General features: G+C 61.7%; 26 protein-coding genes and 1 tRNA gene. 4 read left to right on the top strand and 23 right to left on the bottom strand.

The features are described 5' to 3' along the window. The first annotated feature begins 197 nt into the window (after window positions 1-197). Window positions 198-548 (top strand): flagellar export protein FliJ, encoded by a 351-nt coding sequence (locus tag AC1Z3V_RS14095; protein WP_057254717.1) that lies wholly within the window; start codon window positions 198-200, stop codon window positions 546-548. Between the two features lie 389 nt (window positions 549-937). Here the strand turns inward: AC1Z3V_RS14095 and AC1Z3V_RS14090 are convergent, their stop codons facing one another. Both AC1Z3V_RS14090 and sciP read right to left on the bottom strand, forming a co-directional pair. Then, window positions 938-1,219: a GNAT family N-acetyltransferase gene (locus tag AC1Z3V_RS14090; RefSeq protein WP_483499860.1), complete on the bottom strand. Its 282-nt coding sequence runs from the start codon at window positions 1,217-1,219 to the stop codon at window positions 938-940. 294 nt (window positions 1,220-1,513) lie between these two features. Then, a complete protein-coding gene (gene sciP, locus AC1Z3V_RS14085; protein WP_003527546.1) occupies window positions 1,514-1,789 on the bottom strand; it encodes a CtrA inhibitor SciP in 276 nt (91 codons plus the stop codon). A 479-nt stretch (window positions 1,790-2,268) separates the two neighbouring features. Between sciP and AC1Z3V_RS14080 the strand changes: the two genes are divergently transcribed. The 3 genes from AC1Z3V_RS14080 (at window position 2,269) to AC1Z3V_RS14070 (ending at window position 4,774) form a co-directional block, all read left to right on the top strand. Then, a complete protein-coding gene (locus AC1Z3V_RS14080; RefSeq protein ID WP_483499854.1) occupies window positions 2,269-3,018 on the top strand; it encodes a helix-turn-helix transcriptional regulator in 750 nt (249 codons plus the stop codon). Window positions 3,019-3,309: 291 nt separating this feature from the next. Further along, the gene (gene mnmA, locus AC1Z3V_RS14075) at window positions 3,310-4,563 is read left to right on the top strand and encodes a tRNA 2-thiouridine(34) synthase MnmA (RefSeq protein ID WP_483499853.1); all 1,254 of its coding nucleotides are present in this window, start codon (window positions 3,310-3,312) and stop codon (window positions 4,561-4,563) included. A 134-nt stretch (window positions 4,564-4,697) separates the two neighbouring features. After that, a tRNA-Met gene (locus tag AC1Z3V_RS14070) sits at window positions 4,698-4,774 on the top strand. Window positions 4,775-4,957: 183 nt separating this feature from the next. Here the strand turns inward: AC1Z3V_RS14070 and AC1Z3V_RS14065 are convergent. The 21 genes from AC1Z3V_RS14065 to AC1Z3V_RS13965 all read right to left on the bottom strand — a co-directional run bounded on the left by AC1Z3V_RS14065 (window position 4,958) and on the right by AC1Z3V_RS13965 (window position 22,908). Further along, window positions 4,958-5,395 carry a hypothetical protein gene (locus tag AC1Z3V_RS14065; protein ID WP_483499851.1) on the bottom strand — a complete coding sequence of 146 codons (438 nt, stop codon included), beginning with the start codon at window positions 5,393-5,395 and terminating at the stop codon, window positions 4,958-4,960. A gap of 20 nt (window positions 5,396-5,415) precedes the next feature. Beyond that, window positions 5,416-5,742, bottom strand: coding sequence for a hypothetical protein (locus tag AC1Z3V_RS14060; RefSeq protein ID WP_483499850.1), 327 nt, complete (start codon window positions 5,740-5,742; stop codon window positions 5,416-5,418). Between the two features lie 119 nt (window positions 5,743-5,861). Then, the gene (locus AC1Z3V_RS14055) at window positions 5,862-6,665 is read right to left on the bottom strand and encodes a DNA adenine methylase (RefSeq protein ID WP_483499849.1); all 804 of its coding nucleotides are present in this window, start codon (window positions 6,663-6,665) and stop codon (window positions 5,862-5,864) included. Between the two features lie 148 nt (window positions 6,666-6,813). After that, window positions 6,814-7,029, bottom strand: coding sequence for a hypothetical protein (locus AC1Z3V_RS14050; protein WP_483499847.1), 216 nt, complete (start codon window positions 7,027-7,029; stop codon window positions 6,814-6,816). Window positions 7,030-7,091: 62 nt separating this feature from the next. Then, window positions 7,092-7,751 carry a DUF4376 domain-containing protein gene (locus tag AC1Z3V_RS14045; RefSeq protein ID WP_483499845.1) on the bottom strand — a complete coding sequence of 220 codons (660 nt, stop codon included), beginning with the start codon at window positions 7,749-7,751 and terminating at the stop codon, window positions 7,092-7,094. Between the two features lie 8 nt (window positions 7,752-7,759). Then, a complete protein-coding gene (locus AC1Z3V_RS14040) occupies window positions 7,760-11,923 on the bottom strand; it encodes a phage tail terminator protein (protein WP_483499843.1) in 4,164 nt (1,387 codons plus the stop codon). A 130-nt stretch (window positions 11,924-12,053) separates the two neighbouring features. Beyond that, on the bottom strand, window positions 12,054-12,902 hold the full coding sequence (locus AC1Z3V_RS14035; RefSeq protein WP_483499841.1) for a major capsid protein: 849 nt from the start codon (window positions 12,900-12,902) through the stop codon (window positions 12,054-12,056). A 32-nt stretch (window positions 12,903-12,934) separates the two neighbouring features. Beyond that, window positions 12,935-13,309, bottom strand: a complete 375-nt coding sequence (locus AC1Z3V_RS14030) for a hypothetical protein (RefSeq protein ID WP_483499840.1) — start codon at window positions 13,307-13,309, stop codon at window positions 12,935-12,937. Between the two features lie 33 nt (window positions 13,310-13,342). Beyond that, window positions 13,343-14,488, bottom strand: coding sequence for a peptidase (locus tag AC1Z3V_RS14025; RefSeq protein WP_483499838.1), 1,146 nt, complete (start codon window positions 14,486-14,488; stop codon window positions 13,343-13,345). A 197-nt stretch (window positions 14,489-14,685) separates the two neighbouring features. Beyond that, the gene (locus tag AC1Z3V_RS14020) at window positions 14,686-15,189 is read right to left on the bottom strand and encodes a phage virion morphogenesis protein (RefSeq protein ID WP_483499837.1); all 504 of its coding nucleotides are present in this window, start codon (window positions 15,187-15,189) and stop codon (window positions 14,686-14,688) included. A 124-nt stretch (window positions 15,190-15,313) separates the two neighbouring features. Further along, entirely contained in the window at window positions 15,314-16,555 is a 1,242-nt protein-coding gene (locus AC1Z3V_RS14015) for a PBECR2 nuclease fold domain-containing protein (protein ID WP_483499835.1), read from the bottom strand. Then, complete coding sequence (locus AC1Z3V_RS14010) at window positions 16,545-18,026, bottom strand: DUF935 domain-containing protein (protein WP_483499834.1); 1,482 nt, start codon at window positions 18,024-18,026, stop codon at window positions 16,545-16,547. Before AC1Z3V_RS14010 ends, AC1Z3V_RS14015 begins: the two co-directional genes overlap by 11 nt. Window positions 18,027-18,028: 2 nt before the next feature. Then, window positions 18,029-19,321 (bottom strand): phage protein GemA/Gp16 family protein, encoded by a 1,293-nt coding sequence (locus tag AC1Z3V_RS14005; protein ID WP_483499832.1) that lies wholly within the window; start codon window positions 19,319-19,321, stop codon window positions 18,029-18,031. Between the two features lie 12 nt (window positions 19,322-19,333). Next, window positions 19,334-19,573, bottom strand: coding sequence for a hypothetical protein (locus AC1Z3V_RS14000; protein ID WP_483499831.1), 240 nt, complete (start codon window positions 19,571-19,573; stop codon window positions 19,334-19,336). Continuing rightward, window positions 19,560-19,841: a hypothetical protein gene (locus AC1Z3V_RS13995; protein ID WP_483499829.1), complete on the bottom strand. Its 282-nt coding sequence runs from the start codon at window positions 19,839-19,841 to the stop codon at window positions 19,560-19,562. The genes AC1Z3V_RS14000 and AC1Z3V_RS13995 overlap by 14 nt, the downstream gene beginning before the upstream one ends. Next, entirely contained in the window at window positions 19,838-20,032 is a 195-nt protein-coding gene (locus AC1Z3V_RS13990; RefSeq protein ID WP_483499828.1) for a hypothetical protein, read from the bottom strand. The genes AC1Z3V_RS13995 and AC1Z3V_RS13990 overlap by 4 nt, the downstream gene beginning before the upstream one ends. After that, the gene (locus AC1Z3V_RS13985; protein WP_483499826.1) at window positions 20,029-20,643 is read right to left on the bottom strand and encodes a dATP/dGTP pyrophosphohydrolase domain-containing protein; all 615 of its coding nucleotides are present in this window, start codon (window positions 20,641-20,643) and stop codon (window positions 20,029-20,031) included. The genes AC1Z3V_RS13990 and AC1Z3V_RS13985 overlap by 4 nt, the downstream gene beginning before the upstream one ends. Then, a complete protein-coding gene (locus AC1Z3V_RS13980; RefSeq protein WP_483499824.1) occupies window positions 20,640-21,305 on the bottom strand; it encodes a DUF3164 family protein in 666 nt (221 codons plus the stop codon). Before AC1Z3V_RS13980 ends, AC1Z3V_RS13985 begins: the two co-directional genes overlap by 4 nt. Before the next feature lie 27 nt (window positions 21,306-21,332). Further along, entirely contained in the window at window positions 21,333-21,578 is a 246-nt protein-coding gene (locus AC1Z3V_RS13975) for a hypothetical protein (protein WP_483499822.1), read from the bottom strand. After that, a complete protein-coding gene (locus AC1Z3V_RS13970) occupies window positions 21,578-21,880 on the bottom strand; it encodes a hypothetical protein (protein WP_483499820.1) in 303 nt (100 codons plus the stop codon). The genes AC1Z3V_RS13975 and AC1Z3V_RS13970 overlap by 1 nt, the downstream gene beginning before the upstream one ends. Then, the gene (locus AC1Z3V_RS13965) at window positions 21,877-22,908 is read right to left on the bottom strand and encodes an AAA family ATPase (protein ID WP_483499819.1); all 1,032 of its coding nucleotides are present in this window, start codon (window positions 22,906-22,908) and stop codon (window positions 21,877-21,879) included. Before AC1Z3V_RS13965 ends, AC1Z3V_RS13970 begins: the two co-directional genes overlap by 4 nt. Window positions 22,909-22,924: the final 16 nt, after the last annotated feature.

Raw genomic sequence — 22,924 nt, 5'->3', positions numbered from 1 at the left:
GGGCGGTCACATTTCGTGCCTCAGCATTTACGGAGCCTTAAATCATCACGCCTATGATTAACGATGCCCGTAAACGAAAGGTTACCAGCGGTAGGCTTTTGTTAATATCGCTGAAGATTTTTCGTTACCGGCCCCGTTCGGGCCGGTTTGCGGGCAAATCAGTAACCGGGGTCTCGTTATCCACGGGAGTATTGCGTATGAAAGCACGTGAGAGCCTTGTCCGCCTGAAGGAGTTTCAGGTCCGCGAGAAGCAGCGTCAGCTGAACCAGCTTCAGATGATGATGGCTGAGTTCGAGCGGATGACCAAGGATCTGGAAAATCAGATTATTTTCGAGGAAAAGAAGTCGGGTATCTCCGATCCCCAGCACTTCGCCTATCCCACCTTCGCCAAGGCCGCACGTCAGAGAGCCGACAATCTTCAGGTTTCCATTCGCGAACTGAAGGCGCAGCAGGATGCTGCCGAGCTCGCGCTCGAAGAAGTGCAGGCTGAATACGCGAAGGCGGCGGCCCTCGAAGAGCGGGACACATCGACCCGCCTGCGGGCATAAGCTGCGGCTCTTGCGCCTCGATCGGGCGCAGCCAAGCCGCAAGGCCTTGATCTAACGGACGATTTGATCCCAGGTCGGTTCCGGTCCGGGGGATTCCGTGCGCCGCTCAGGCCGGTAACCCGTTTCGGGTCAGATTCTTCCAGCCTTACTCGGATCATGCCTTTGCATGACCCGATCCGGCACGATCGTGACAAGACGAAGAGGCCCGCCCGGCGCTTTGGCATTCGGGCGGGTCTTCTCATTTTGAGATCGGGATGGGCTGCCGGCCCTTAGATCACGATGATTTTGGGTCGGTCGACCCAAAATCATCGTGATCGATTCTCATAAGTTAGAGCGAGATGCTGGCGGAAAACCGCACACACTTTTCCTCATCCCGCTCTAGCGGCGTCTCATGCCTGGATGACATCCTGCCATTCGGGGTGCCGCATGGCCTGCGCCTTCATGAAGGGGCAGAGCGGGATGATCTTCCAGCCACCCTTGCGCGCTTCGTCGATCGCGTATTTGGCCAGCGCCTGGCCGACACCTTTGCCGCGCAGCGCATCCGGAACGAGGGTGTGATCGACGATGATCAATTGCGGCGAGGTGCGCGAATAGGTCATTTCCCCGGTATGCCCCTCGACAACGGTCGAATAGCGGCCGTGCGATCCAGTTTCCTCGTGTACGATTTCCATGACAGACTTCCTTGATGAAGTTTCCTTGTGCGGAAGCTAACGCAGAAATCCGGAAATCGGAATCCGTCAAACCACTATCGCCGATACACACACTGTTCGCGAAACGGCACCAGTCCGCCTTTTGCCTACCTTAAATTGACCTCGACTTAAGGACGGAGACATGCAGAAAATCGAAGTTCTACAGCGGTCTTTGCGTATCTGATAAGACGCGCGGCGCTGTAGAGGCCGAAACGACGGCGGCGGCTCCGGGGAACCCGAAGCCGCCGCTCGACCTATGGCCCTGCAATGGGCGAACTAGTGGCGATACTGCTGGATGCGAGTGGTGCGCAGGCCGGCAAGACCATGATCGTTGATCGAGGACTGCCAGGACAGGAATTCTTCGACCGTGAGGGTATAGCGTTCGCACGCCTCCTCAAGGCTCAACAGGCCACCGCGCACGGCGGCAACGACCTCTGCCTTGCGGCGGATCACCCAGCGCCGGGTATTGGCCGGCGGCAGATCCGCAATCGTCAGAGGGCTGCCATCGGGGCCGATGACATATTTTACGCGTGGTCGCATCATTTCGGTCATGGGACTCTCTACACAAACTCAAGACCATATGACCGAAACCTTAGCCTGCCACATTTAACATTTACCTAAGCAGCAAGTAACAATTTGCTCATAATTTGAGACACTTCGGCGGGGCATCCCATCGCCGATATACCCCATTCCATTCATGGGGCCTTGCGCGCTGTCCTTGTGAATTGCTTTGAGAAGAGCCTGGATTATCCCGGAATTGTCATGGGAGCCATGCAATTACCACATTTCACTTTAACTAAAATTTTTGGTAACGAGGCGCCGAAATAAGGATGAGCGACCTATGTGCGCTCCCGCAAACATTCTTGGTGCATCGTCATAATTTTCACAACCGGACGCGTTGCTTGCGCGGTCAGGCCGGTGGCGGCGGCTGTATTTTGTTCGTCGGGTGAAGTTCATGCTTCAGGTGATCTGAGGCGTTTTTGTATTCTCTCGACCGGGCGCGGTGGCGCCTGGGGATGTGGTGATCGCAGATGAAGGAATTGAATGAACCGGCCTTGCTGCGCGAGGCGGAAGCGGCGGACATTTTTTCGGACGTCGATACGGCTGCCGTCCGCACCGAATACGAACTTCTGCATCTCATGCGACGGCTGATCGCCCGCTATGGTTTTGGCCATTTCATGATCGCGCGCATGCCGCTGGCCGAGCAGCAGCGCTTTTCCGAGCGGCTGGTGCTGAGCAACTGGCCGTCGGAGCTCGTTCGCCAGTACGACGCCTGCGAAACCTTCCAGTCGAGCGCGCTGGTCGAGCGGCTGCGCTTTACGAAGCTGCCGGTGACCGGCGGGCCGGAGCTCCTCGATATCGCCGCAAAGCCGGTGGACGAGGCCATAGTGCACCGGCTGCTCGCCCATCCGGAGATGGCCCGCCACTTCGCCGTGCTCCTGCATACGAGCAACGGCGATCCCTTCATTGCAATGCTCTCCGGGCGCCGCGAGGCACCGGTCGGCGTCGAGTGCGCCACGCTCTATCTGACGCTGGTCCAGCTTTTCGAATGCCTGGAGCGCACCTTCGACACCGGCAATTCGGCGCGCGAGAAGCTGTCGAGCCGCGAGGTGGAATGCCTGCGTTGGGCGGCCGCCGGCAAGAGCAGCGACGAGATTGCCATTATCCTGGGCATATCGACCTATACGGTCAGCAGCTACTTCAAGAGCGCGACCCGTAAGCTCGACGCCGTCAACCGCATGCAGGCGATCGCCCGCGCCATGCGGCTGAAGCTGATTTGACGCCGAAGCGACGCGTCTTAAGGACGCGCGGCATCGCCGGTCTGGCGGTCGGCCTTGCCGCCGGACGGACAAGTTTCTATATGTCGCGGAATTGAAAGTGCTGCGGCGACCTTTGCGCGTCTCTTCGGACGCGCGGCGCCGACTGCATGTTTCCTTTGATCGTAGCCGGTTAAAGGACAAAAACATGCAGTAACTCAAAGTGCTACAGCGACCTTAGCGCGTCTGATCAGACGCGCGGCGCTGTAGAAGCCGAGCGTGCCGCAAGCCGAGAGTTCCTCGGCCAAGCATCGCATGAAGCGTGAAACAGGGCAGGCGAAGGATTGCCGCCCGAAGGCCGGATTGGATCCCGTGAACAGTCTCGATTTTGACCGCAAGCCCGAAGATACGCGTGTTGTCGTCGCCATGTCCGGCGGCGTCGACAGTTCCGTGGTCGCCGGCCTGCTCAAACGTGAGGGCTACGACGTCTTGGGCATCACGCTGCAGCTCTATGATCATGGCGCTGCCGTGCATCGTGCCGGCTCCTGCTGCGCCGGCCAGGATATCGACGACGCGCGCCGCGTCTGCGAAACGCTCGGCATCCCGCACTACGTACTCGATTACGAGGCGCGCTTCCGCGAAACGGTGATCAATCCCTTCGCCGAGAGCTACATTGCCGGCGAGACGCCGATCCCTTGCGTTGCCTGCAACCAGACGGTCAAGTTTGCCGATCTGCTTGCCACCGCCAAGGAGCTCGGTGCCGACGCGCTCGCGACCGGCCACTATATCCGCTCGCGCCCGAGCCCGAACCCGCGCTACGCCGGCCAGCGGGCGCTCTATCGGCCGACGGACGCCGACCGCGACCAGAGCTATTTCCTCTTCGCGACGACGCAGGAGCAGATCGACTATCTGCGCTTCCCCTTGGGGCATCTCTCCAAGGCCGAGACGCGCAAGCTCGCCGAGGAGATGGGCCTTGTCGTCGCCCAGAAGGCCGACAGCCAGGACATCTGTTTCGTGCCGCAGGGCAAGTACAGCGACATCGTCTCGAAGCTGAAGCCGAACGCGGCGCTTTCCGGCGAGATCGTGCATCTCGACGGCCGCGTGCTCGGCACCCATGAGGGCATCCTGCACTATACGATCGGCCAGCGCCGCGGCATCGGCATTGCGACCGGCGAGCCGCTCTATGTCGTCTATCTCGACGCCCGCTCGCGCCGCGTCATCGTCGGCCCCAAGGAAGCGCTGGAGACGCGCCGCGTCTACCTGCGCGACGTCAACTGGCTGGGCGACGAGGAGCTCGCAGCGGCTGCTGCCCGCGGCTTCGACTGTTTCGCCAAGGTGCGCTCCACCCGCCAGCCGGCACCGGCTGTCCTGGCGATGGATGACGAGGGCATCTATGTCGAGCTCGCCGAAGGCGAAGCCGGCATCGCGCCCGGCCAGGCCTGTGCGCTCTATTCCGGCGTCGGCGAGGATGCGCGTGTCTATGGCGGCGGATTCATTCGCAAATCAGAGCGCGAAGCAGGCGCGGAGGCGGCCTTGAAGGCGCTGCTTTCGGCGCCGGCGGCCGCCTGAAGCCCTTGATTTCCGGCTATTGTGAAAACTTCACATTTTCCCGGAGACTTGGCTTGACACTGGCCGGAACGGCGCCTTATAAGCCGCCCGTCCAGTCAAGACGGCTTCCCCTTCGAAGCCCTGACGCGGTACCCGGCGGAGTAGCTCAGTAGGTTAGAGCAGAGGAATCATAATCCTTGTGTCGGGGGTTCGAATCCCTCCTCCGCTACCATTTATTCCTTTTCAGTCCGAAAACATCGATCAAGAAAAATCCGCTGTAGCTCGCCGCGATTTTCCGGAATTTTGACAGCCAAAACCGGAAAAACTGCAATTCCGGTTCGCGTGTCAAAAAGACCCTTTGAGGCATCTTTGAAGGCCGTTTGAGGGGCCGAGGGTTTAAGGATCGTCAGTCTGCTTATTCCAAGCCGCATCCGACGATCATCGCTGGCACTTTCTCAATTCTACCCTGCACCTCGAACGTCCGTTCCAGACCAACTCCTCGGGGCAGGTCGAGGTTCACCGTGATCCGGTCCTTGGCGTGTTGAATGGCTGTGAGCAATTTCACGTCGCTGTCGCCTGACGCCGTCAGAGAATTGTTAGCCAGAACCACTTTCACGGTAACGTCGACAGTCGGCCCGTCATCTGTCTTGATACGCAGCTTCGGTTCTAAGGCTTCGAGAGCTTTATCGTCCCAGAAACTGTAGTACTTGAGTTTGCTGATGTTCACGAAAATCAGGCCGACCTTTTTCCCCTCGCACCACAAGGAGAGGCTAGAATCGTGTCCTTTAAATCCAGCGACGTGCATCTGGCCAGCTCCTGCGCCGCTCGGCGCTACTGCGAGTAAGGCCACCAAGAGGGTGCATATCCTTCGCATCAGCACTTGTCTCCGCTGACCATCATCATCTTATCGCTCACCCATCCTCGGCCGAGATCCGTTTTTACCTCCCATCTCCCATGGGATTTGCGGACGACGATCGCGCTGGTGTGGTCTGAGACATTGCGGCATTGGGTCTGGTCTCGATCGCAAATCGCGGCACCCGCCTTGATCCAGCAGTCGGCCTGGCGCGTCGACACGCAGAGCTTTCTCACGCAGGCATCATAGGAAGCATCGGCCGTCGCCGGCATGGGGGCCAGCAGCGCTGCGGCAACAGCAGCGAAAGCAATCGACCTGCAGCCTGTTCGAATCGGAAAGTTCCCCATCTGCCACTCCTCTCGGTTGTCTTCGAGGTTGGTAGCGCGCCACATCGGTGTTGGAAACCCCAATTCTAAGGAGCGAAATAGACCCGCCGCGAGGGCGCGCGGCGGGGCATTCCTTTGACTTATCCGGTGATGATCAGTTCACGTGCCTTCGTGGCCTTTCCGGCGCTCACCGTGTAAGTCAGCTCGGCCTCGTCGAAGCTGAAACCTGCGAACGTTTCTCTGATCGCCGGCACGTCATTTATGGACAGTATGAAGCGGCCTCGAAGCCGTCTCAAACGCTCTGCAAGGGCGGCGAACTGGTCGCGGCCGAAGAGCGCTTTGCCATAGTCGTCCTCGCCGCCGAAATATGGCGGATCGAGGTAGAACAGCGTGCCTGGTCGGTCGTAGCGATCGAGGAACTCCGACCAGTCGAGGTTCTCCAGGATCACGCCGGCCAAGCGCTCGTGTGCGTCTTCAAGCATCGGTGCCAGGCGTGTCAGGTTAAAGCGAGCCGATCGGTCGAGACTGATACCGAAATGCTGGCCGTTGACCTTCCCGCCGAAGGCAAGCTTCTGCAGATAGAGGAAACGGGCCGCCCGTTCCAAGTCGGTCAGCGTTGCCGGATCGCACGCCTTCAGGCGCTCGAACTCGCGACGGCTGGTGATCTGGAATTTGAGCGTATCCATGAACTGCGGATAGTGCCGTTGCAGGATGCGGAAGAGGTTCACGACCTCGCCGTTTCGATCGTTGATGACCTCGCTCTTCGGCGCGGCCGTGCGCCGGAAAAAGACACCGCCCATGCCGACGAATGGCTCGGCATAGGTGGTGTGCTTTACGGTCGAGATTATCCCGACCAGGCGGCTCGCCAGTTGCCTCTTGCCGCCGATCCAGGCAGCCGGAGGAAGCGTAGGCGAAACCGCCCTCATTTCTTCATTAAATACCATTTCAAAAAGCTCACGACTCAGTCACAGAGAGCCCGCCCTGCAGGGTACGGGTGTGACAGTTGTCGAACGCGGCTGTCGGACGGGTTTCTAACGCCAATCAGTGGCCCGTCGCTTGGTGCGTACTGCCGTTCGCACCAGCCGCCCGTTTTTAGTTTGCGGGCGTCATTGCTGACGTATCCGGTTCAGCGGCCGGCTGCGCGTCCGGCACCAGAAACTTCTTCACGAATTCCGGCTCGTGCTCGGCGAGCTTGTTGAGCGCTGTAACGAGGCTCTGCTTCAGGTTATCGACCTGCGTGGCCATCTCCTCGACCTGTACGGAGAGGAGCTGGTTTTGCTGCTTCAGGATGTTGACGACTGCGGACATGTCTGGGTTCCTTTGAGGGTAAGTAAGATGAGAGGCTGAGGACATCAGCCGGTTGCGAATGGTCATGCCGGCGCGCCGTTCGACGGCCAGGTGTAGGCGTCGATCGCGGCCGTGTCGGTGATCGTCTGCGCGGCGATCGCGGCCAGCACTGCCGCCTCGGCCGCAAAGCACGCCTGGACGTGAGCGCCGACCGCGTTGGCCATCGTGACCACGTTGCCGGCCGAGAGTGTCACGAAGCCATCACCCGATTTGAAGGAGATGGTTTCGGTCGGGTTGTGTTGAACGTAGACGTAGGCGCCAGCGATCATCGCCTGGCTAGCGCGATCGGTGAGGATCCGCACGCCGTCGACCACTATGCCACCGACCTCCACGGCGTAGCGCTTCGAGGCCGTGTAGGCAGCAAGGTCGACGGGGATCGGTGCCGGCGACCAGCTGGCAAGCAGCGCGGTAATCTGGCTCGGAACCTCGGGCCAATCGCCTGCAGTGTCGACGAGCTGGTCTTCCTGCTTGCTCAACTGGGCGACGATCGCCGCCTGTTCCTCGGCCGGCAGGAGGGTGGTGATTTTCGCGGCCAGCGCCAGCCAGTAATCGCCCGATGCGTAGACTTGCTGCCGGCCGAGCCAGAAGGCGGCGGATGCCATCCAGCGTTCGGCGCGGCCAGCGTTGACGCCCTGCATCAATGCGTCGGTCATGGCTTCGTACATCGTGTCTATGCGGTACATGCGTGCTCCTATCGATAAAGGGTCATGATGCGGATGGTGCGGTTGTTGGAGAAGACGTTCGTGCCCGAGACGACGCGAACGTCGAAGCGGAACTGAGTGGCCGTGCGCCCGGCCGGTGGCGAGAAGTTGAACTCGTGCGCGAACTGCGTCTCGGACCTGAAGGTCAGGGGGATCGCGGCGGTGTAGGCGTTATTGAGGTCATCCCAGATCGACACCACGACGGCGATGTAGCCGGTGGTCGCGTCGTTGACGCCATAGATGTTGAACGAGCTGTGGACGATGACCGCTTGCGTGCCGGTGCCGTGGTTGGCGGTCAGGCCAGTGACAGCGGTGTTTGACGTTGCGATGCCTGCCACGCCGGTTGGAGCTGCATAGTCGACGCGCGAGATCGCGCCACCAATGATGTTGCTTCGACCAACTTGCAGCGTACCGATCGTGGCCGAGCTGATATTGACCGACCCCAGCGTGGCGGAGATGGCGGACAGGTCGCTGACGCTGATCTTGGCGGCAGTAACAGCATTGGCCGCGAGGTGGGTCGTCTGGACCGAATTCGCTGCCAGATGGTCAGCCGTGATGCCGCCGTCGACAATCAGTTCGGCCGCCTTTGCACGACGCAGGATCAGGCGATCGAACAGCAGGTTTGCGGTCGTCGTCTGGGTCGAGTGGTTGTAGAGCTGGATGCGGGCATAGCGGGCGCCAGCGGGAACCGTAATCTTGCGGGAATACCGGGTCCAGCTGTTCGGGATCGCCACGTTGGAAATGATATCCAGATAGCTAAGGTAGGACTTCGAGCCGTCATAGAAGAGAACGCGATAGTACGCCCCGGCGCTGGTTGCCGTGCCGTTGGTGCTGATCGAGGTTTCCCCGTAGAGGACCTCGCCGGCCGTGACCGCGATATCGTACTCGGGCAGCATGGTGACGTTGATGCTGCCGCTAAATGCTCCCGCATCTTTCTGCAGGTTTGCAGAGTAGGCACCCGTCTGGACGATAGCAGCGGTGGCGTAGAAGTTGCCGCTACCGGAAACGCTGCCCCAAGCCGAAACCGCGCCTTCGTTGAAGTAGCCGTTCGGAACGAGGTTCTCGAAGTCGGTCAGGACGAGCTGCTTGGCCGTGATCGAATTTGCCGCGATGTGGTTGGCGCCGATCGCATCGGCCGCGACCTTGGCGGCCGTGACCGAATTGGCCGCAAGCTTGTCCGTGGTCACCGCACCAGTCGCGATCGTGGTGGCCGTCACGGCGCCGGCATCAATCTTTCCAGCCGTGACCGCGTTGGTCGCGAGTTTGTCGGAGATGACAGCGCCGGTGACGATCTGGCCGGCATCGACCAGCGTTGTGCCTGAGGGCGACCAGGGCGAAGGTTCGTTCTGGTTCGGGCCGGCCTCGCCAAAGTAGGCGTTGCGGAACCAGACGTAGCTGTCGGTCGTGCCCGACGAGGTGCCGCGGTGGCGAACAAAGACATGGGCTTTGACCGTACCGGCCGGAGCCGTCGCGAAGAGCGTGCTGCGGGTATAGTTTGAAAGCTGGGACTGAGGGTCGCCACCTTCAAACGCGATCGCTGCGGTCGCCGCGTAAGTCACGGTACCGGCAGCATCCACCCAGCCAATGTAGAGCTGCCGCTCAGCGCGGTGGGCGAAGCCATAGACCGAGAACTCGTAACGCTTGCCTGCCTCGACCGGATAATTCTTGCCAGTGCCGGTTCCGAGGTCGAGCGGCCAGAGGTCATAGACCTCGCCGGCAACAGCGCGCAGGTGGCGGATCTGGATAGCAGCCCCGCCGGCAGCGTAGTTGTCGGTTCGCATGGAAACGGCAAACTGCGCCAGGGCGTTGCTGTAGCGCACGCCCCAGGTGGACAGCCCGGCATAGAGGTCGGAGTTTTCGATGTAGTTGGCGCCTCGGCCCACGGCGAGCTTGTCGGCCGAGATCGCTGCCGCAGCGATCTTGACAGCCGTGACAGCGCCGGCAGCGAGTTGGTCGGTTGATACCGCGCCGACTGCGATCTTGCCTGCAACAACGGAGTTTGCCGCGAGCTTGTCGGTAGTCACCGAATCGGAAGCGAGATGATTGGCGAGGATCGAGCCGTCGACGACCAGCTCGGCGGCATCCTTGCGCTGGCAGGACACAAAGCCCACCCGATAGGAGCCGGCGGTGATGTTCACGGCCGGGACGAAATCGAGCCAGGCGTAAACGGCGCCCGCCGGTGCGGTGACCTGGCCTGTCTTCCCGACATAGGCAGCGTCGGTGGCAACGAAGGTGAGCGCAGAGGTCGCCGATACCAACGTGTTCTTGTCGGCCTGCATGAAGCGAAGGCGGACATTGAGGTAGGTGTTTGGCGTGCCGACAGCGCGGCCTACGGCGTAGACCCGATAGACCTCACCCGGAACGACCGGGAAGATGTTGGCGTTTCGGGTAACGCCCGACGCCATGCCGGTCGGGAAGTCCAGATAGTAGCTGCCGGTGTAGGCATTGGCCGCGTTGTTGACGATCGCAGCACCTGGGCTCTTCACCCAACCCACGTCACCTTCGCCGAAGTTCGGGTTCTCAACGCGGTTGTTGAAGTCCGCCATGATCAGTTTGGTGACTGAGATGACGTTGGCGGCGATGTGATCGCCGACGACGGCGTTGGCGACGATCTTGGGTGTGGTGATCGCGCCATCGGCGATCTTGGTTTCGGTGACGGCGTTCGCGGCAAGCTTCGTGGCGTCGACGGCGAGCGCCGCCAGCTTTGCATTGGTGACCGAGCCGTTTCCAAGCTGGCTGGCGACGATCTGCCCGACGAGGTCTCCGGCCGCGACCTCGGCCGTCCAGGCGCCGCTCTTGTAGCGGTAAACCTTGCCATCGGTCGTGTTGTAGACCTGCCGGCCTTCGACGTTGCCCGTCGTCGGCAGCGAGGATTTCACCTCAACGGGTTTGATGTCCGAGGCGAACTTCGTCGCGGTCACGGCCTCATTGGCGAGCTTCTGAGCCGTCACGGCCGCGTCGGCGAGCTTGTCTGATACTACCGCGCCGATGGCGATCGCCGCCGCCGTCACGGCTGCGACCGCAAGCTTGGCAGAGGTGACGGCGCCGGCTGCCAGCTTCAGACTGTTGACCGCCTCGTCCATGAGCTTGTCGGCCGTGACGGCCGCATCGGCGATCTTCTGGGCAGTGATCGAACCGTCGAGAATGTCGCCGCTGGCAATCAGCACATTCGGCGTCGTGACCGAGAGCCACGCCGACCAGGTCGTCTCGCGGTTCGTGTAAGGGACATACTTGCCACGGACTTCATACTCGGTCGCGGGCAAGCACCAGGCGCCGGAAATCAACCACGAAAACGGCTCGGCATAAGCCGTGCTGTCGCTGTCGAAGACGACCACGCCGGTCGCCTTCACCCGCACCTGAACCCAAACGTTCTTCACGTCGTCGAGGTCGGCAGCGCAAGACACCTTGATGGCCGGCCGGCGATCGACGCCGCCAGCGTCCTTGACGGTCGCCGGTTCCACCGCCCAGCCCGTCATCGGCTGCGGCGGAGCGGCGATCGGGCCGATCCAGCCGGTGCTCGGCGGCAGGATCACTGCCGGCGGATCGTAGTCGTCCGGATCAACTTCCTTGAGCACGACGCGCTGGAAGCTGCCGCGCAAGCGGGTGATGCGAACGATCAGAAAGAGCTTGTTGCTGTAGTTATTGTGCAAGCTCGACCAGGCCACGCAGTCGAGCGGCTCAAGCAGGCGCGCGGACGGTGGCATGGTCAGTTCATGGACGATGAACCGCCGGCCGTCTTCCTCCATCGTCTTCTGCAGGTGCTGCACCTGCACGTAGACAGAGACACCGTTGCCGAGGGGCGCGGCCTGTGCCGCGACCAGTTCGAATAGGTCGTTGCTTGGGTCGGTCGACCATCCGGCGAGGGCGCCTTCGATCGAGCCTTTCAGGGTGTCGAAGTCTGCGACACGTTTGCCGCCTTTCGCGTCGTCGTGCCGGCGGATGACGAAGGCCACGAGGATTTGCACCAGGACGCGCTGGCGGAAGATGGCGCTTGAGTGTTCGTTCGGCTCGGCCTGCTCGCGGTAGGGGATGACAAAGGCCGTGCCGTGTTTAGGCGCGGTCCCCTTGGAAAGCGCGTCTAGCTCCTCCGCCGGCAGAACGTCGGCGAGTTCGACCGCATTCGATTTCAGCCGCGCAATGACCTCGTTGATCAAAGCCAGCCCTCCAAGTTCTCGCGGCTGAACACTGGGTCGGGGCCGTCGACGCCGATCGCAATGTCGTTGCCGGTTTCGGGCTTTACGCCGTTGTCGGCCGCGAGCTTGATCACGCCGCGCGCCACATCCTTCAGGGCGGCAATCGCGAAGTTGTAATCGCGGACAACGTAGTCCGGAGGCCGAACTGGGCGGTCCAGCCGAAGGTTGGGGTCGCAGCCAGGCTGTCAGCCAGAGGCGCCTTGTGGAACAGCGTGCAATGGTTGCCCCAAGCGCGCTGGCGCTGGACAGCCTGGCCGGGTTTCGCAGTGTTGATCCAGCCTTCGCCGACGAGGATGTCGTCCAGTTCCAGAAGATCGGCGACAGCGCGTTTGTTGGCATAGCCGTCTGCAGCACCGGACGGGGTGAGCGCACGCAGGACACTCGGGTTGGTGCGCAGTGCCGTCCAAACGCCGCGCCCCATGACCGCGTGGTTCGGACGCATAATCATGCTGTCGGCCGCCTCGGCGATCTGTTTGATCGGGGTGCTGTCGACGTGGCTCCACTGCGAGGTGCCGGCGAGCACTTCCTTGTTGTCCGCGCCATAGGTGTTGGCGTTGAACACCTTGCCGGCAACACGAACCTCTCGGTCAAGCAGGACCAGGTCGATCAACTTCTGCGCTGCGAAGGCGCGAGGATCATAGCCGGTCGGCGCGTTCGCCATATCGGCATTGGGCACGACGTCGTCGAGACCGTAGTCATTGGTCTTGTCTTCGACCTCCTCGGCGTTGAACTCGACCGTGTTCGGCTCGGACTTGCGACCGACCTTCGTGTCGGCAATCGTGATGAACTGGCTGAAGTCGAACTTCCACCACGTGAACTTCTCGGCCGGCAGAAGCGGGTTCAGGCGCGGAAGCACGAGGTCTGCGATAAGCGCAGTGTTGGAGTAGGCTGCGACGATCGCGACCAACACCGGATCGACGGGAAAAGGCGTACCACTCATAAGGGGCTCCTAAAGGGGGTTGGCGGGGCGCGTTATGCGCCCTGCATCATTCCGGGATTGATGAAGGCGCGGGCGAAATCGCCGTTGGCGCCGCCGACCAGCAGCCGGCCGGCGAGGACTGCGTTGGCGCCGGCAGCAGGCGCTGCCGCCACGGCCTTGCCTGCCGCACCAGCGGTGATAAAGCCGCCAGCCGAGATGGCACCGCCGCACATGACCTCAGCTGGACCGAAGAGCACCGCGTCGAAACGCTCTCCGTCTGCAGCGCCGCCAGGGCAATCAGCGACACCGGCAATCAGGTCTGCCGGCGATGTTGCGACGGCGAGAACGCCATCGGTCGCGGTGAACTTGAGCAGCGCCCGGTGCGCGATGGCGCCGGAAGCTACGAAACTTTTGATAAGCGAGTTCATGGCTCTTCCTTGTGAAGCGGCTTGTTGCTGCGGTTAGCGTCGGGCCTGGAGCCGCATGGCAGCGGCTGCTGGCGAGAGGGTCTCGCCCTTGGCCTTGGCCTCGCGGATCTCGGTTTCGATAGCGACCCGGACGTGAGCCGGGTCGGAGAAGTCGGGGCCGTCGCCAGTTGCGTGCTCGCCGGTCGATACCGGGACCGGGAGCTTCTGCAGCAGGTCGCGGAACGCCTCGCGCGGCGTGGTGTTGGTCGTCTGGTCGCCTTCCGAGAAGGTCAGCGTCTCGCCGTCCAGTTCGGAGAAGAGCGCCGTTGCGGTCGCCTGCAGGCCGATCGGCAGGCGACCTTCCTTGACGATCGACGAAACGAACGTCGCGTCTTCGTCCTGGCGGGTCTTGCGAGCGCTTTCCGCGAATTCGATCTCGCGCTTCTTCATGTCGTCTTCACGGGTCTGCAGCTCGGCGAGGCGGCGATCGATATCGGCCTGCGAGGCTGCGGCCTGGGCGGCAGTCGTCATGTCAGTTTCCTTCGGTGCTGTTTCGGAAAAGAACGGGCGCGCCTCTTCGCTGCGCAGCTCGGCGCGCATGTCGGCCGCGCTCTGGGTGAGCTGGTCGACCTCCCACTGCGGCACGATGCGATCGGCCGTTTCGAGGTCGGCGCTTTCGATGAAGTAGTCACGGATGCCTCGGAAGAGCTTGGCAACGCTCTCGATCGTCCAAACCGTCCGCCACTCGGCGAATTCGATCTCGGCAAAGGTGAGGTATTCGCCTTCGGCAGCGAACTCGATCGGCTTCAGACCTTTGACGGCCGGCGGCTCAGCGCCGAGAAACCCGACGTGACGCAGGTGGTACTTGCCGGGCGTCGGATTGCCGACCTGATCCGGAGCGTAAAGGGCGGCTGAAACCTTCTTGAAGCGGCCTTTGGTGACCAGTTCGGAAAAGGCGCCATCGATCTGTTCGGGCTCGGCGACCAGGCGTCCGTCACGAACGGCGAGCGACTTGACCCAGCCGTAAGCCGGGGCATCCTGTTTCGGATGTCCGACGACGATCGGCGCCTGGTGGTTGGCCGCGTCGTAGGATTGAGCGATGTCGGCAAGGTCAGCATCCGAGAACGAGAGCGTCGTGCCCTTGTTCGAAGTGTGCGTGCCTGTCTTGAAAATCTCGAACGGTTTCATGTTCCGGACCATGCCGGACCACCCACTGCACAAACAGTCGCAACGGTTTGTGGGTGTCTGCCGTTATTTCAGGTGATTTTTAGGAGGGGGGTCCGCGCCTTGCTTCGTTTTCGAGGCCATTTTGAAGGCCGTGGGCGCGTTTTCTAGGTCGGAAGCTAACACCGGAGCCCCCAAAGCGCCAGAGCGCGTTTCTGGGGCCTTCCTATCGGTTAGTCGTTTTGCTCGATCACGTCGAGGAAATGATCCTCCACGATCTCCAAAATGCGGGTCTCGGAGGTGGCGTTGAAACGAAGAAACTCACGTTTCGGTATCGTGACTTTCTGGACCTTGAAGGTCTGACCGCCCATCGAGAAAACGAGTGCTGCCGCATTCTTGGGACGGATGACGCCGCCCTCATTGTGGATCCGCGCTTGCACTTCGTTCGAGCCGATCACGACGCCGCCGTCCGCCAGCTGCCAAATGATCTGGCTGAGTGTACGGGTCTCGCCGCGAAGAATGCCTGGTCCCTTCTTCGTCTTGGCATAGAGCGGATTGAGCGCGACCCATGGCTTGCCATCGGGATCCACGGCATCGATAAACCGGCGGCGGGTCACGCCAGCCTCAAACTCACCGATGTTCTTCAGAGCGGGCGTCACGTCGCCGGCAGCGGCCACGATGCGGGCTAACGCTTCGTTGACGTCCTGGTTGTCGAGTGTAATCGCTGCGCCCGCCATTTAGCGTGCTCCTTGAAACGTCGCCCGATGCGACGTATCTTCCTGGCATGCCAAGCGTGGTGAGCGGCCGATCCGCATCCTGAAGCCACGCGGGTAAGCGTCGCGGATCGGAGCGGCGCTTTCGTTATTTCCGGGCATAGAGCAAAGCCCCTTTCCGGTAGTTCGAGACATACTTGTGCGAGGTGTCGAAGCCCGTCACCGCGATCCAGCCGTGGCGCGTCCACTCGAAGCGCAGGAAAATCGCCTTCTTGTTCGGAAGGATGAAGGTCTTGAGATAGGCGCGACGCAGGACAAGGCCGCTGGTGACCTGTGCCCAATCCACCCAGATCTCGTCCGGGTTGATGATCGTATCGGCCATCAGGCCGACGTAGCGACCGCGATCGAATTTGTCGCTTTTCAGGCCGATCAATTTGCCCGCCGCGTCGCGCTCCTGGAACATGCGCTCCGAAAGCGAGACGATGCCACCGGACGCGTCGCGGAAATACCCGCTCTCGCCTGACTTCAGACCGAACGCCTGCATGAAATGGTCGACGTAGTCTTGGGCCGGGAGGTTCGCCCCCAGCAGTTGGTTGGCACTTGCCGTGGTTGGCGCCGGCATTGCGGGCAGGTTCGCGGGTACGCTCGCGGCCGGGTCGAACGCTGGCAGCGGTTGGCGGAGCTGCTGGGGCACGAGACCATGGAGCCAATCGTCGCCGACGTTGTATTCCCAGCCGCGATCAATGCCGGGATATCGGATCTCGGTCTCACCGGTGCGCGGGTCCGTGCCTTCGTAGGTGTCGAAGACGGGCGCCTGGTCGGGACCTGATTTGCCGAGGCGGGCAAGGTCTCGCTTCGACAGCGCCTCAACATCACAGCCGCAGCCCCAGCCGTTCGGCGGATACATCACCTTCCATGCCGGGTCCGTCGCCTCCAGGACGAGGCCGTGCCAAGAGAGGTGTAGCTTGCGCGGATGCTCGGCGCCGGAATGGATGTACCGCCAATAGGGCCGATACTTGAGGACGTCGGGCTCGGTCAGCTGCGCGTAGCGGCCGGCCATGTAGCTGGTGCGCATGTTCGTTGTGTAGATGATGCGGGCGCGCCAGGCGCGGCGCTCCTCCTCGGTCGAGCCACGCGCATTGAACTTCCAGCCGGTGCGGTCGACGATCGCATCGAACTCCTTGCGGAACTCATTGAAACCGGTGCCCTCCGAGCGAGCCTTTTCGACTGCGCGGCGGAAGTCGGCAAGCATATCCTCGCGGGTGACGCCCGCGACCGAGAAGGCGCGGACATGGGCGGCGTGGCGCAAGTCATCCCATCGCTGGGTCGGCAGGTTGACCTTTCCCTGCAGGAAGTCGATCGCTTCCTGAAATGGCAGTTCACCGGCCATTCTCGGCGTTCTCCCCTTCGAGGCGAGCGAGGGTGATCGCCTGTTCCATCACCGATGCCAGATCGTCGACACCCATCTCGCCAGCAAGTCGAGCAAGACGCAGCGACAGATCTTCATAGTCGCGCGCCTCCGTGAACTCCTGCCGGATGGCGTCAATCATGGCGTCGATCGACGGGGCCGCGATGGTCGCCAGTTGGTCGGCAAGTTCTTCGATGATGGCATTGCCATCGGTCACGTCGGGATCGGCGAACTCTAAACCGGCGATCGGACTGGCCGGCGTTGGCTGATCCGTGGAGGTTTCGTCGGGCTGAGCTTTCGTGTCGACCCATTCGCCGCCATAGGTATCGTCGATGTATTGCGGGTCCTTCGGGCGATAGCCCATCTCGGTCAGCGTCTTGTCACGCTTGACCTTCGCATCGAGATCCTCGGCTTCCGAGAAGTCGCGCCAGACGTCGGGGATGCCTGCGCCGGGGAAATTAAGCTCCACGATCCAGCGCACGAGCTGGTCACGGACTGAAGTGCAGATGAGATCGGCATCGGCCTTGGCGATCGCGATCCGGACCTGGTTGTGGACCTCGCCAAGCGATCGAGCGCCGCGCTCGCCGGAGTTGGTCGAGAGTGTTTCGCCAAGTACGGCCTCGCTTATCAGTTCGTCGAGATAGCGGTTGATCGCCCCATGGTCGACGCTGCCGCCCCCGCGCTGCGCCTCCAACAAGCTGAGTTCGACGGTGGCAGGCACGGCGACGCCGGTATCGTTCGCCATCCTGCGAATGGCCCCGAGGAGCTGGCCCTCGGTCTTTTTGTCGTAGTCCCCTTCGTACTGGGCAACCGTCGTGGGGGTGGCGTGCTTTTCGTTGCTGCGCAGCCAATGAGAGAGAGCCTGGCGCTTGAACCAAGCCGGCCAGAACAGGACATTGCCGAGGCCGACGCCATAGGGATCGTCGTCATCGTCCTCAATTGAATGACGATGGACGATGAACTTGCGCGGCGGTACCGGCTCGCCGTCGAGCGAGTTGCGTCGCGTCAGCATTCTGAGTTCGCCGTCCATAGTGAACCGGAAACGGCGCTGTTTCTTCACCTTCACGGCCGTCGCGGTCCAGGTGCCGTCGACGTTCGCCCAGATGATCTCGGCGACTGCGTAGCCCTTGAGCACCGCGCCCAACAGGCCGCGCGTTAACTGGTCGAAGTTAATGGCCTTGAGCTGACGCTTGACCTCCTCGGCCGCTTTCTTGTCGAGACGGCGATCCGATGCCTCGAACACGTTCCACTCGCGCGAGACGACTTCGAGCTTGCGCTTCTGCAGGACGGCGAAGGCATGGGGGTCGCGGCGGATCTCGTCATAGAGCGCAAGGCCCTTGGCGCCGCCGCGCTTTGCCAGGACGTCGTCGGTCGGCTGCATGACGGTTTGGAACTGTGGGACGAAGGGGTCCGAATGGACTGTTGCGATTTCGGGCAGGATCGGGTCCGCCATGTTCACATCCTCATGTAGTCGGAGAGGTCCACGCGGTCCTCAATCGCACCGAAGCCGGCGCCGTAATCTTCCATCGCCGAGGCGACCGGTCGTTCTTCGCCTGCCGTGCCGGCGCCGGCCTCGCCGCTCTTCTGCTCGCTGGCGAACTTGGCGAGTGCACCGGCGATCGCCGTGTCGCCGTGGCGTGGATATCCATCGGCGCCGTCGCTCCTGGCATTGTCCGGAACCTTGGCGACGCCCTTGGTCATCTGGACCGCGCGGTAGTCGTTCATGATGTCGTCATCGAGCGGAAGCTCGAATGAACGGTCCTCAAAGCCCGCTTTAAGCTTCGGCATGTTGACCAGATACCAGTCCGTCGAGAGCTTGATTTCGCTGACCTTGGCAGTGCCGAATTCTTGCCTGCAAGCTTCGGCCAGGAATGCGCCGTTGCCGGTGGCATCGAGCGCGGCATGAAAGAACCGCGGAAGTCGGCGGATGATGTAGTAGGCGATCTGCTTTTGCGATTCGAACGGGACGTCGCGCAGCTCCAGTACGAAGGGCGTTGCCGTGGTCAGGTTTGCCCGCACCTGTAGTGGATGAAACACGGACAGGTCGCCCGTTCGGCCGAAGTCGACACCGAGGCAAGAACGCAGGTGCGGGTCGAGCTTGTCCAGGAGCGGCTTGAGGTTCTCTTTACACCAGCGCGCGACTTCGACCTTGCGCAACAGCTTGGGCCAATCGACGAAGCCGGGCGGCGACTTCCAACGGACGACCGGAATGCTTTCGTGCATGCGGAACGCCAGCGTGCTCGTGGCTGGCCGGTAGAGCTTTCGCCACTGGGCCCAGGCAATCTTGTAGCCGTCCGCTCGGTCGTAATTTGCGAGCGCGTCGACATTCGACCAGACGACGCCGCCTTCGCGGGCCATCCAGCCCTTTAGCGCCTCGATCGCTTTTGCCGCATCGTCGGGAAATCTTACGAAGCGGACGTGATCAATATCGGTCTGACGCTTGACGAAGGCGATCAGTGCCGCGTCGTCGCGGTTCTCGACAATGCCGAGATTGTAACAGGCGATCCAAAGCGCCTGCAGTTTACCGGCAAAGCGTCCGGTGAGCTTGGCGCGACCATTTGGCCGAGGTGCGCTCGGCGCCGGCTGGAAGCCCTCGTTTCGGAACACAGTGAGCACTTGTTGGCGCTCAACTTCGGTCATGTCCTTCGTGGATGTCTTGCCGGTGATGCGCTTCAGCTTTGCCTGGTAGGTATCATCGTCCAGGCCGAACTGCTTCTTTGCTACGTGGATGGCTGCGGTGGAGTTCATGGCTGCGCTCCTTCAATAATCGCCGGTACGGCTGAGTTGACCAAGGAACTCGACGCCCTGGCGGATTGCGTCGATGTGCCTTTCCGCGTCCTCTTCGGAGTAGGCCTCGATTTTGAACGAGAACATTCGATCATCGACTTTGTACGCGACACCGAAGATGCCCATGGGACGGCCCCACTGGTCTCTGAGAAGGCAATCGGCGTCAGGCCCTTCTCGCTGGTCCTTGACCTGTTGGAGATCAATGATCGTCATTTGAGGCTCCTTCCTCGTCGTAGTAGGGGAGTTGCAGAAGCGGACTTGGAAGAGCGAGCGGCCGGGCAGCCTTGGCAGCGGCCGGCTTGCGCTGCGACCTTTCTTTCGCCTTTTGCTCTGCTTCGATCTCTGCCAGTTCGCGCAAGAGGAAGCCGAGATCGCGATGATCGGCGACATCGATCTCGATCTTGACGATCGATTTCGCGCCCCTAGTTGCGGCCGAGTAGGATTTCAGGCGGCATGTGTCGGTGAAGTAGATCACGCTCATGACAGCTTCCTCCGGATAGCCTCGGCAAGTCGCGTGAGATTGATTTCGGTCATAATGTCTTCGCCGTGCTCGGTCGTGTGGACGATCCGGATGAAGGACATGCCGTCGTGCTGGTGGATTTGGTAGCCGTCGCGGCGGAACTCGTCCGCCAGCGACTGCTCAAGTTGAAAGAGGGTTGGGGCTTCCTTCATGGCCGAACTCCGGCCATGTCGGGGTCGCAAACTACTGCCGGCGAGCGGTCGTGCTCGATTGCCAGATTGGGATCGGTGTTCCTCCAGTCGGGCCAGCGACGTGTCCGGTTCTCGGCGTCCTTTCCGCGAATAGCTCCGATGATTTCGGTCGGAGACCGTCCCTGACGGACCAGGCCGTTGAGGCCGAGCAGCACGATGTCTACCCACTCCTTCGCGTCGTCGGGGTCCGCCTCGATCTCGCGCAGCTCCTTCTTGATATGGTCGATCGTTCCAGCTGTGCGCTTGCCTGGACCGAAGGTGGCGAGGTTCCATGCCGCAAAACTGGCCAACCAGTTCTCGTCCAGGACGAGTGCGGGATGTTTGCGAGGGGCGATATCGCGGCGTGCCTCGCGGTCCAGAGCGGCTGCAGCGACTTGAGAAGAGCCGGGGCACGGGACGTCCGCGACGATCGGCAGGCCGCCATCGCAGGCGAAGATGGCGCCGCAGTCGAAATATACGGTCAGCCGTTCTTCGAGTGAGGCCGAACCGTTCCGCTTGCTACCGCAGGCAGGGCACCGCATCTCGGCATTGAGCCGAGCGAGGCGGGCATGTTGGACGGCGAACGCGCTCATTGACCACCTGCCTTGGCCTTCGCCAGATCGATGGTCACCGGCTGCCACGCATCTGTGATCTTGGCTCGCTGGTAGAAGCGGACGTATTCCTTCGAGCCGGTCACGCGCATGGCGTCGCGGATTGCCTTCATCGCATCCTTCCACCGCTCGTCCTCGATATCGAGCCGCAGCAGCGTGTAAATCTCCGAACGGTTGATCTGGCCTTCTTTGTCGGTGTTGAAGGCGCGGGTGATGATGGCGCGGATCTCTGGCCGGCTGTCGGCGGACCATTCGTTCAAGACCTCGTCAAGCTTAGCTTTGGCGATCTGCAGCTCGGGGCCGAAATCGGTGAAATCCGATACCTGCACCTTCACCATCATCAGCCCGTCAAATGTCTGATAGGTCCGATTGCCCTTCGCGCCGCCGATCTTGGCATTGTATTCCTGGGCGAGGAGCGCGTCGAATTCGCCAAGATCGGTCATGGTGTGACCGAGGAAGCGTGCGACCTGGTCGCTCAGTTCCATGGCGAAGCCCATGATCTTGCGGACCACTTCGTCCTGCAGCTTGTCGGCGGCCTTGATCAGTTCGACGGGGACGAGGTTGCCCTTGGCGTCGGGCATGTAGTCGCGGCCGCTGACCTTGACGATGCCGTTCGGGGTTTCTTCGAGAATGACTGCTTGCATTGGGAAAGTTCCTGTTTTCGGGGATGGTTACGCGGCGCCGCCGCCCGGCTTGAAACCGGGCGGGGGCTGCTTCAGCGGAACGACGTTGCTGTTGGGGTCGAGGAGGATGACGGTGGCGGGGCCGTTAAGGCGGCTTTCCATGTTCCGCCATTCGGTTGCGAGATAGGCGAGCATCAACAGCAAGACACGGACGTGTTCAGGCTGCAGAAAAACACCGCTTCCCTCGTACGGCTGATAGGCTTTCCGCATGTCGTCGATGATCTCGGGAACCATCAGTTCCTCCCGCCGAAATCGAGGTGGAGGACGTTGCCGTCCTTCTCCCGCACCGGCTCGGCGAGGATCTCGCCGGCCTCGGTCTCGATTACGCTGACAGCAGCGCGGCTCTGTTCGCCCAGGCGATGGACGGCGAGTTCCTGCTCCATCAGGTAAACGAGTGAGCCGATTGTGCGCAGCCGATTGGCGACCAGGCGCATTTGGGCGACGGAGAGGTCGACGCCTGTCATGGCCTGGTGTTGCACCTCGTCGAGGAGCGATTGGATCTCGGAGCTGGCCGTTGTGTCGAGGATGCTGGTCACTGCATGTCCTCCACGTCACGGTTCTCCCAGGCAGCCTTGATGTGCTTGAGCGACAGCTCCTCTTCGGAACCAATCGCGAGCATGTGGGCGAGCTTGAGGGTCTTATCGACCTGGCCGAGGGCGCCGCCTTTCTTGCCGACGCCCGTTAGGAACTGGACGCAGTCCTCGGCGGATACGCCCCAAGCGGCGATAAATGCATGGATGTCCTCGACGTAGGGGGTCGCGCGCTTCAGCCGCTTGCCGATCCGGCGCTTGAGCTGCGCATAGCTAGGCCCGCCATTGGACTTGTTGAAGCGGGTGTAAACCTCTTCGTTGCCCACCAGAGCGATGCCGCACTGGTAGATGTCCATGAAATGGCGGAGCTGGTTGATGGCATCATCAACGAGGTTCTGCGCCTCGTCGATGATGAGCAGTGTGCCGCCGCCGGTTCGGGCGAGCCTGGCGCCGATCGCGCGGGTCAGCTTAGCCGGGTTCACCTCGCGCACGCCGAGTTCTTCGGCCAGCTCGACGAGCATGCCATGCACAGTCTTGGTGTGCGGGCTGATCGTGGCATGGAAGACGTGCGGCCTGGTCGAGGCATAGCGGCGGCAAGTCGCCGTCTTGCCCATGCCGGCGCCGATGGTGACAAACACCATGTCCGCCGTCATCTGCGCCCACTGCAGGGTTTCGAAGATCTCTCGGCTGATCCGGGTCGGGATATATTCCGGAGAGTTCGGAATGGTGGCGACCAGGCTGACGCTTTCCTCGAAAGCTTCGAGCCAGTTGGCGGCCTGACGGGTGAAGGGTTCGAGACGCCCGAGGTAGCTACCGCCGATCCATTGGGCGAAGGTGCCGTCCTTCATCCCGATGCGCCGCTGGGTCTCGGCCTTGGTGAAGCCGTTTGCCCCCGCGACCTCGCGGATGCGATCGGTTACCCGCTCCCATTCCGCAACATCCTCAGCCGAATGCTTGGCCAAAAACTCCCGCGTTGGCGTCGGCCGGTCCCAGAGGGCAGCGGCTGCGGGGCTTGTGGTCACATGTTTGTTCATCTAAAAGGTTCCTTGT

The organism is Ensifer sp. 38_S197, assembly GCF_056924495.1.
The sequence above is the reverse complement of the archived record's forward strand: the minus strand, read 5'-3'. Positions and strand labels throughout refer to the sequence as shown.

Excerpts from the sequence above, each read along its gene's own strand:
- AC1Z3V_RS14030 (WP_483499840.1), bottom strand. The coding sequence starts at position 13,309 with ATGAACTCGCTTATCAAAAGTTTCGTAGCTTCCGGCGCCATCGCGCAC.
- AC1Z3V_RS14020 (WP_483499837.1), bottom strand. The coding sequence starts at position 15,189 with ATGGCGGGCGCAGCGATTACACTCGACAACCAGGACGTCAACGAAGCG.
- AC1Z3V_RS13975 (WP_483499822.1), bottom strand. The coding sequence starts at position 21,578 with ATGGTTCCCGAGATCATCGACGACATGCGGAAAGCCTATCAGCCGTAC.
- AC1Z3V_RS13990 (WP_483499828.1), bottom strand. The coding sequence starts at position 20,032 with ATGAAGGAAGCCCCAACCCTCTTTCAACTTGAGCAGTCGCTGGCGGAC.
- AC1Z3V_RS14010 (WP_483499834.1), bottom strand. The coding sequence starts at position 18,026 with ATGGCGGACCCGATCCTGCCCGAAATCGCAACAGTCCATTCGGACCCC.
- AC1Z3V_RS13995 (WP_483499829.1), bottom strand. The coding sequence starts at position 19,841 with ATGAGCGTGATCTACTTCACCGACACATGCCGCCTGAAATCCTACTCG.
- AC1Z3V_RS13965 (WP_483499819.1), bottom strand. The coding sequence starts at position 22,908 with ATGAACAAACATGTGACCACAAGCCCCGCAGCCGCTGCCCTCTGGGAC.
- AC1Z3V_RS14015 (WP_483499835.1), bottom strand. The coding sequence starts at position 16,555 with ATGGCCGGTGAACTGCCATTTCAGGAAGCGATCGACTTCCTGCAGGGA.
- AC1Z3V_RS14090 (WP_483499860.1), bottom strand. The coding sequence starts at position 1,219 with ATGGAAATCGTACACGAGGAAACTGGATCGCACGGCCGCTATTCGACC.
- AC1Z3V_RS14005 (WP_483499832.1), bottom strand. The coding sequence starts at position 19,321 with ATGAACTCCACCGCAGCCATCCACGTAGCAAAGAAGCAGTTCGGCCTG.
- AC1Z3V_RS14035 (WP_483499841.1), bottom strand. The coding sequence starts at position 12,902 with ATGAGTGGTACGCCTTTTCCCGTCGATCCGGTGTTGGTCGCGATCGTC.
- AC1Z3V_RS14095 (WP_057254717.1), top strand. The coding sequence starts at position 198 with ATGAAAGCACGTGAGAGCCTTGTCCGCCTGAAGGAGTTTCAGGTCCGC.
- AC1Z3V_RS14050 (WP_483499847.1), bottom strand. The coding sequence starts at position 7,029 with ATGTCCGCAGTCGTCAACATCCTGAAGCAGCAAAACCAGCTCCTCTCC.
- AC1Z3V_RS13980 (WP_483499824.1), bottom strand. The coding sequence starts at position 21,305 with ATGCAAGCAGTCATTCTCGAAGAAACCCCGAACGGCATCGTCAAGGTC.
- mnmA (WP_483499853.1), top strand. The coding sequence starts at position 3,310 with ATGAAGCGTGAAACAGGGCAGGCGAAGGATTGCCGCCCGAAGGCCGGA.
- AC1Z3V_RS14060 (WP_483499850.1), bottom strand. The coding sequence starts at position 5,742 with ATGGGGAACTTTCCGATTCGAACAGGCTGCAGGTCGATTGCTTTCGCT.
- AC1Z3V_RS14000 (WP_483499831.1), bottom strand. The coding sequence starts at position 19,573 with ATGACGATCATTGATCTCCAACAGGTCAAGGACCAGCGAGAAGGGCCT.
- AC1Z3V_RS14055 (WP_483499849.1), bottom strand. The coding sequence starts at position 6,665 with ATGGTATTTAATGAAGAAATGAGGGCGGTTTCGCCTACGCTTCCTCCG.
- AC1Z3V_RS14025 (WP_483499838.1), bottom strand. The coding sequence starts at position 14,488 with ATGGTCCGGAACATGAAACCGTTCGAGATTTTCAAGACAGGCACGCAC.
- AC1Z3V_RS14080 (WP_483499854.1), top strand. The coding sequence starts at position 2,269 with ATGAAGGAATTGAATGAACCGGCCTTGCTGCGCGAGGCGGAAGCGGCG.
- AC1Z3V_RS14045 (WP_483499845.1), bottom strand. The coding sequence starts at position 7,751 with ATGTACCGCATAGACACGATGTACGAAGCCATGACCGACGCATTGATG.
- AC1Z3V_RS13985 (WP_483499826.1), bottom strand. The coding sequence starts at position 20,643 with ATGAGCGCGTTCGCCGTCCAACATGCCCGCCTCGCTCGGCTCAATGCC.
- sciP (WP_003527546.1), bottom strand. The coding sequence starts at position 1,789 with ATGACCGAAATGATGCGACCACGCGTAAAATATGTCATCGGCCCCGAT.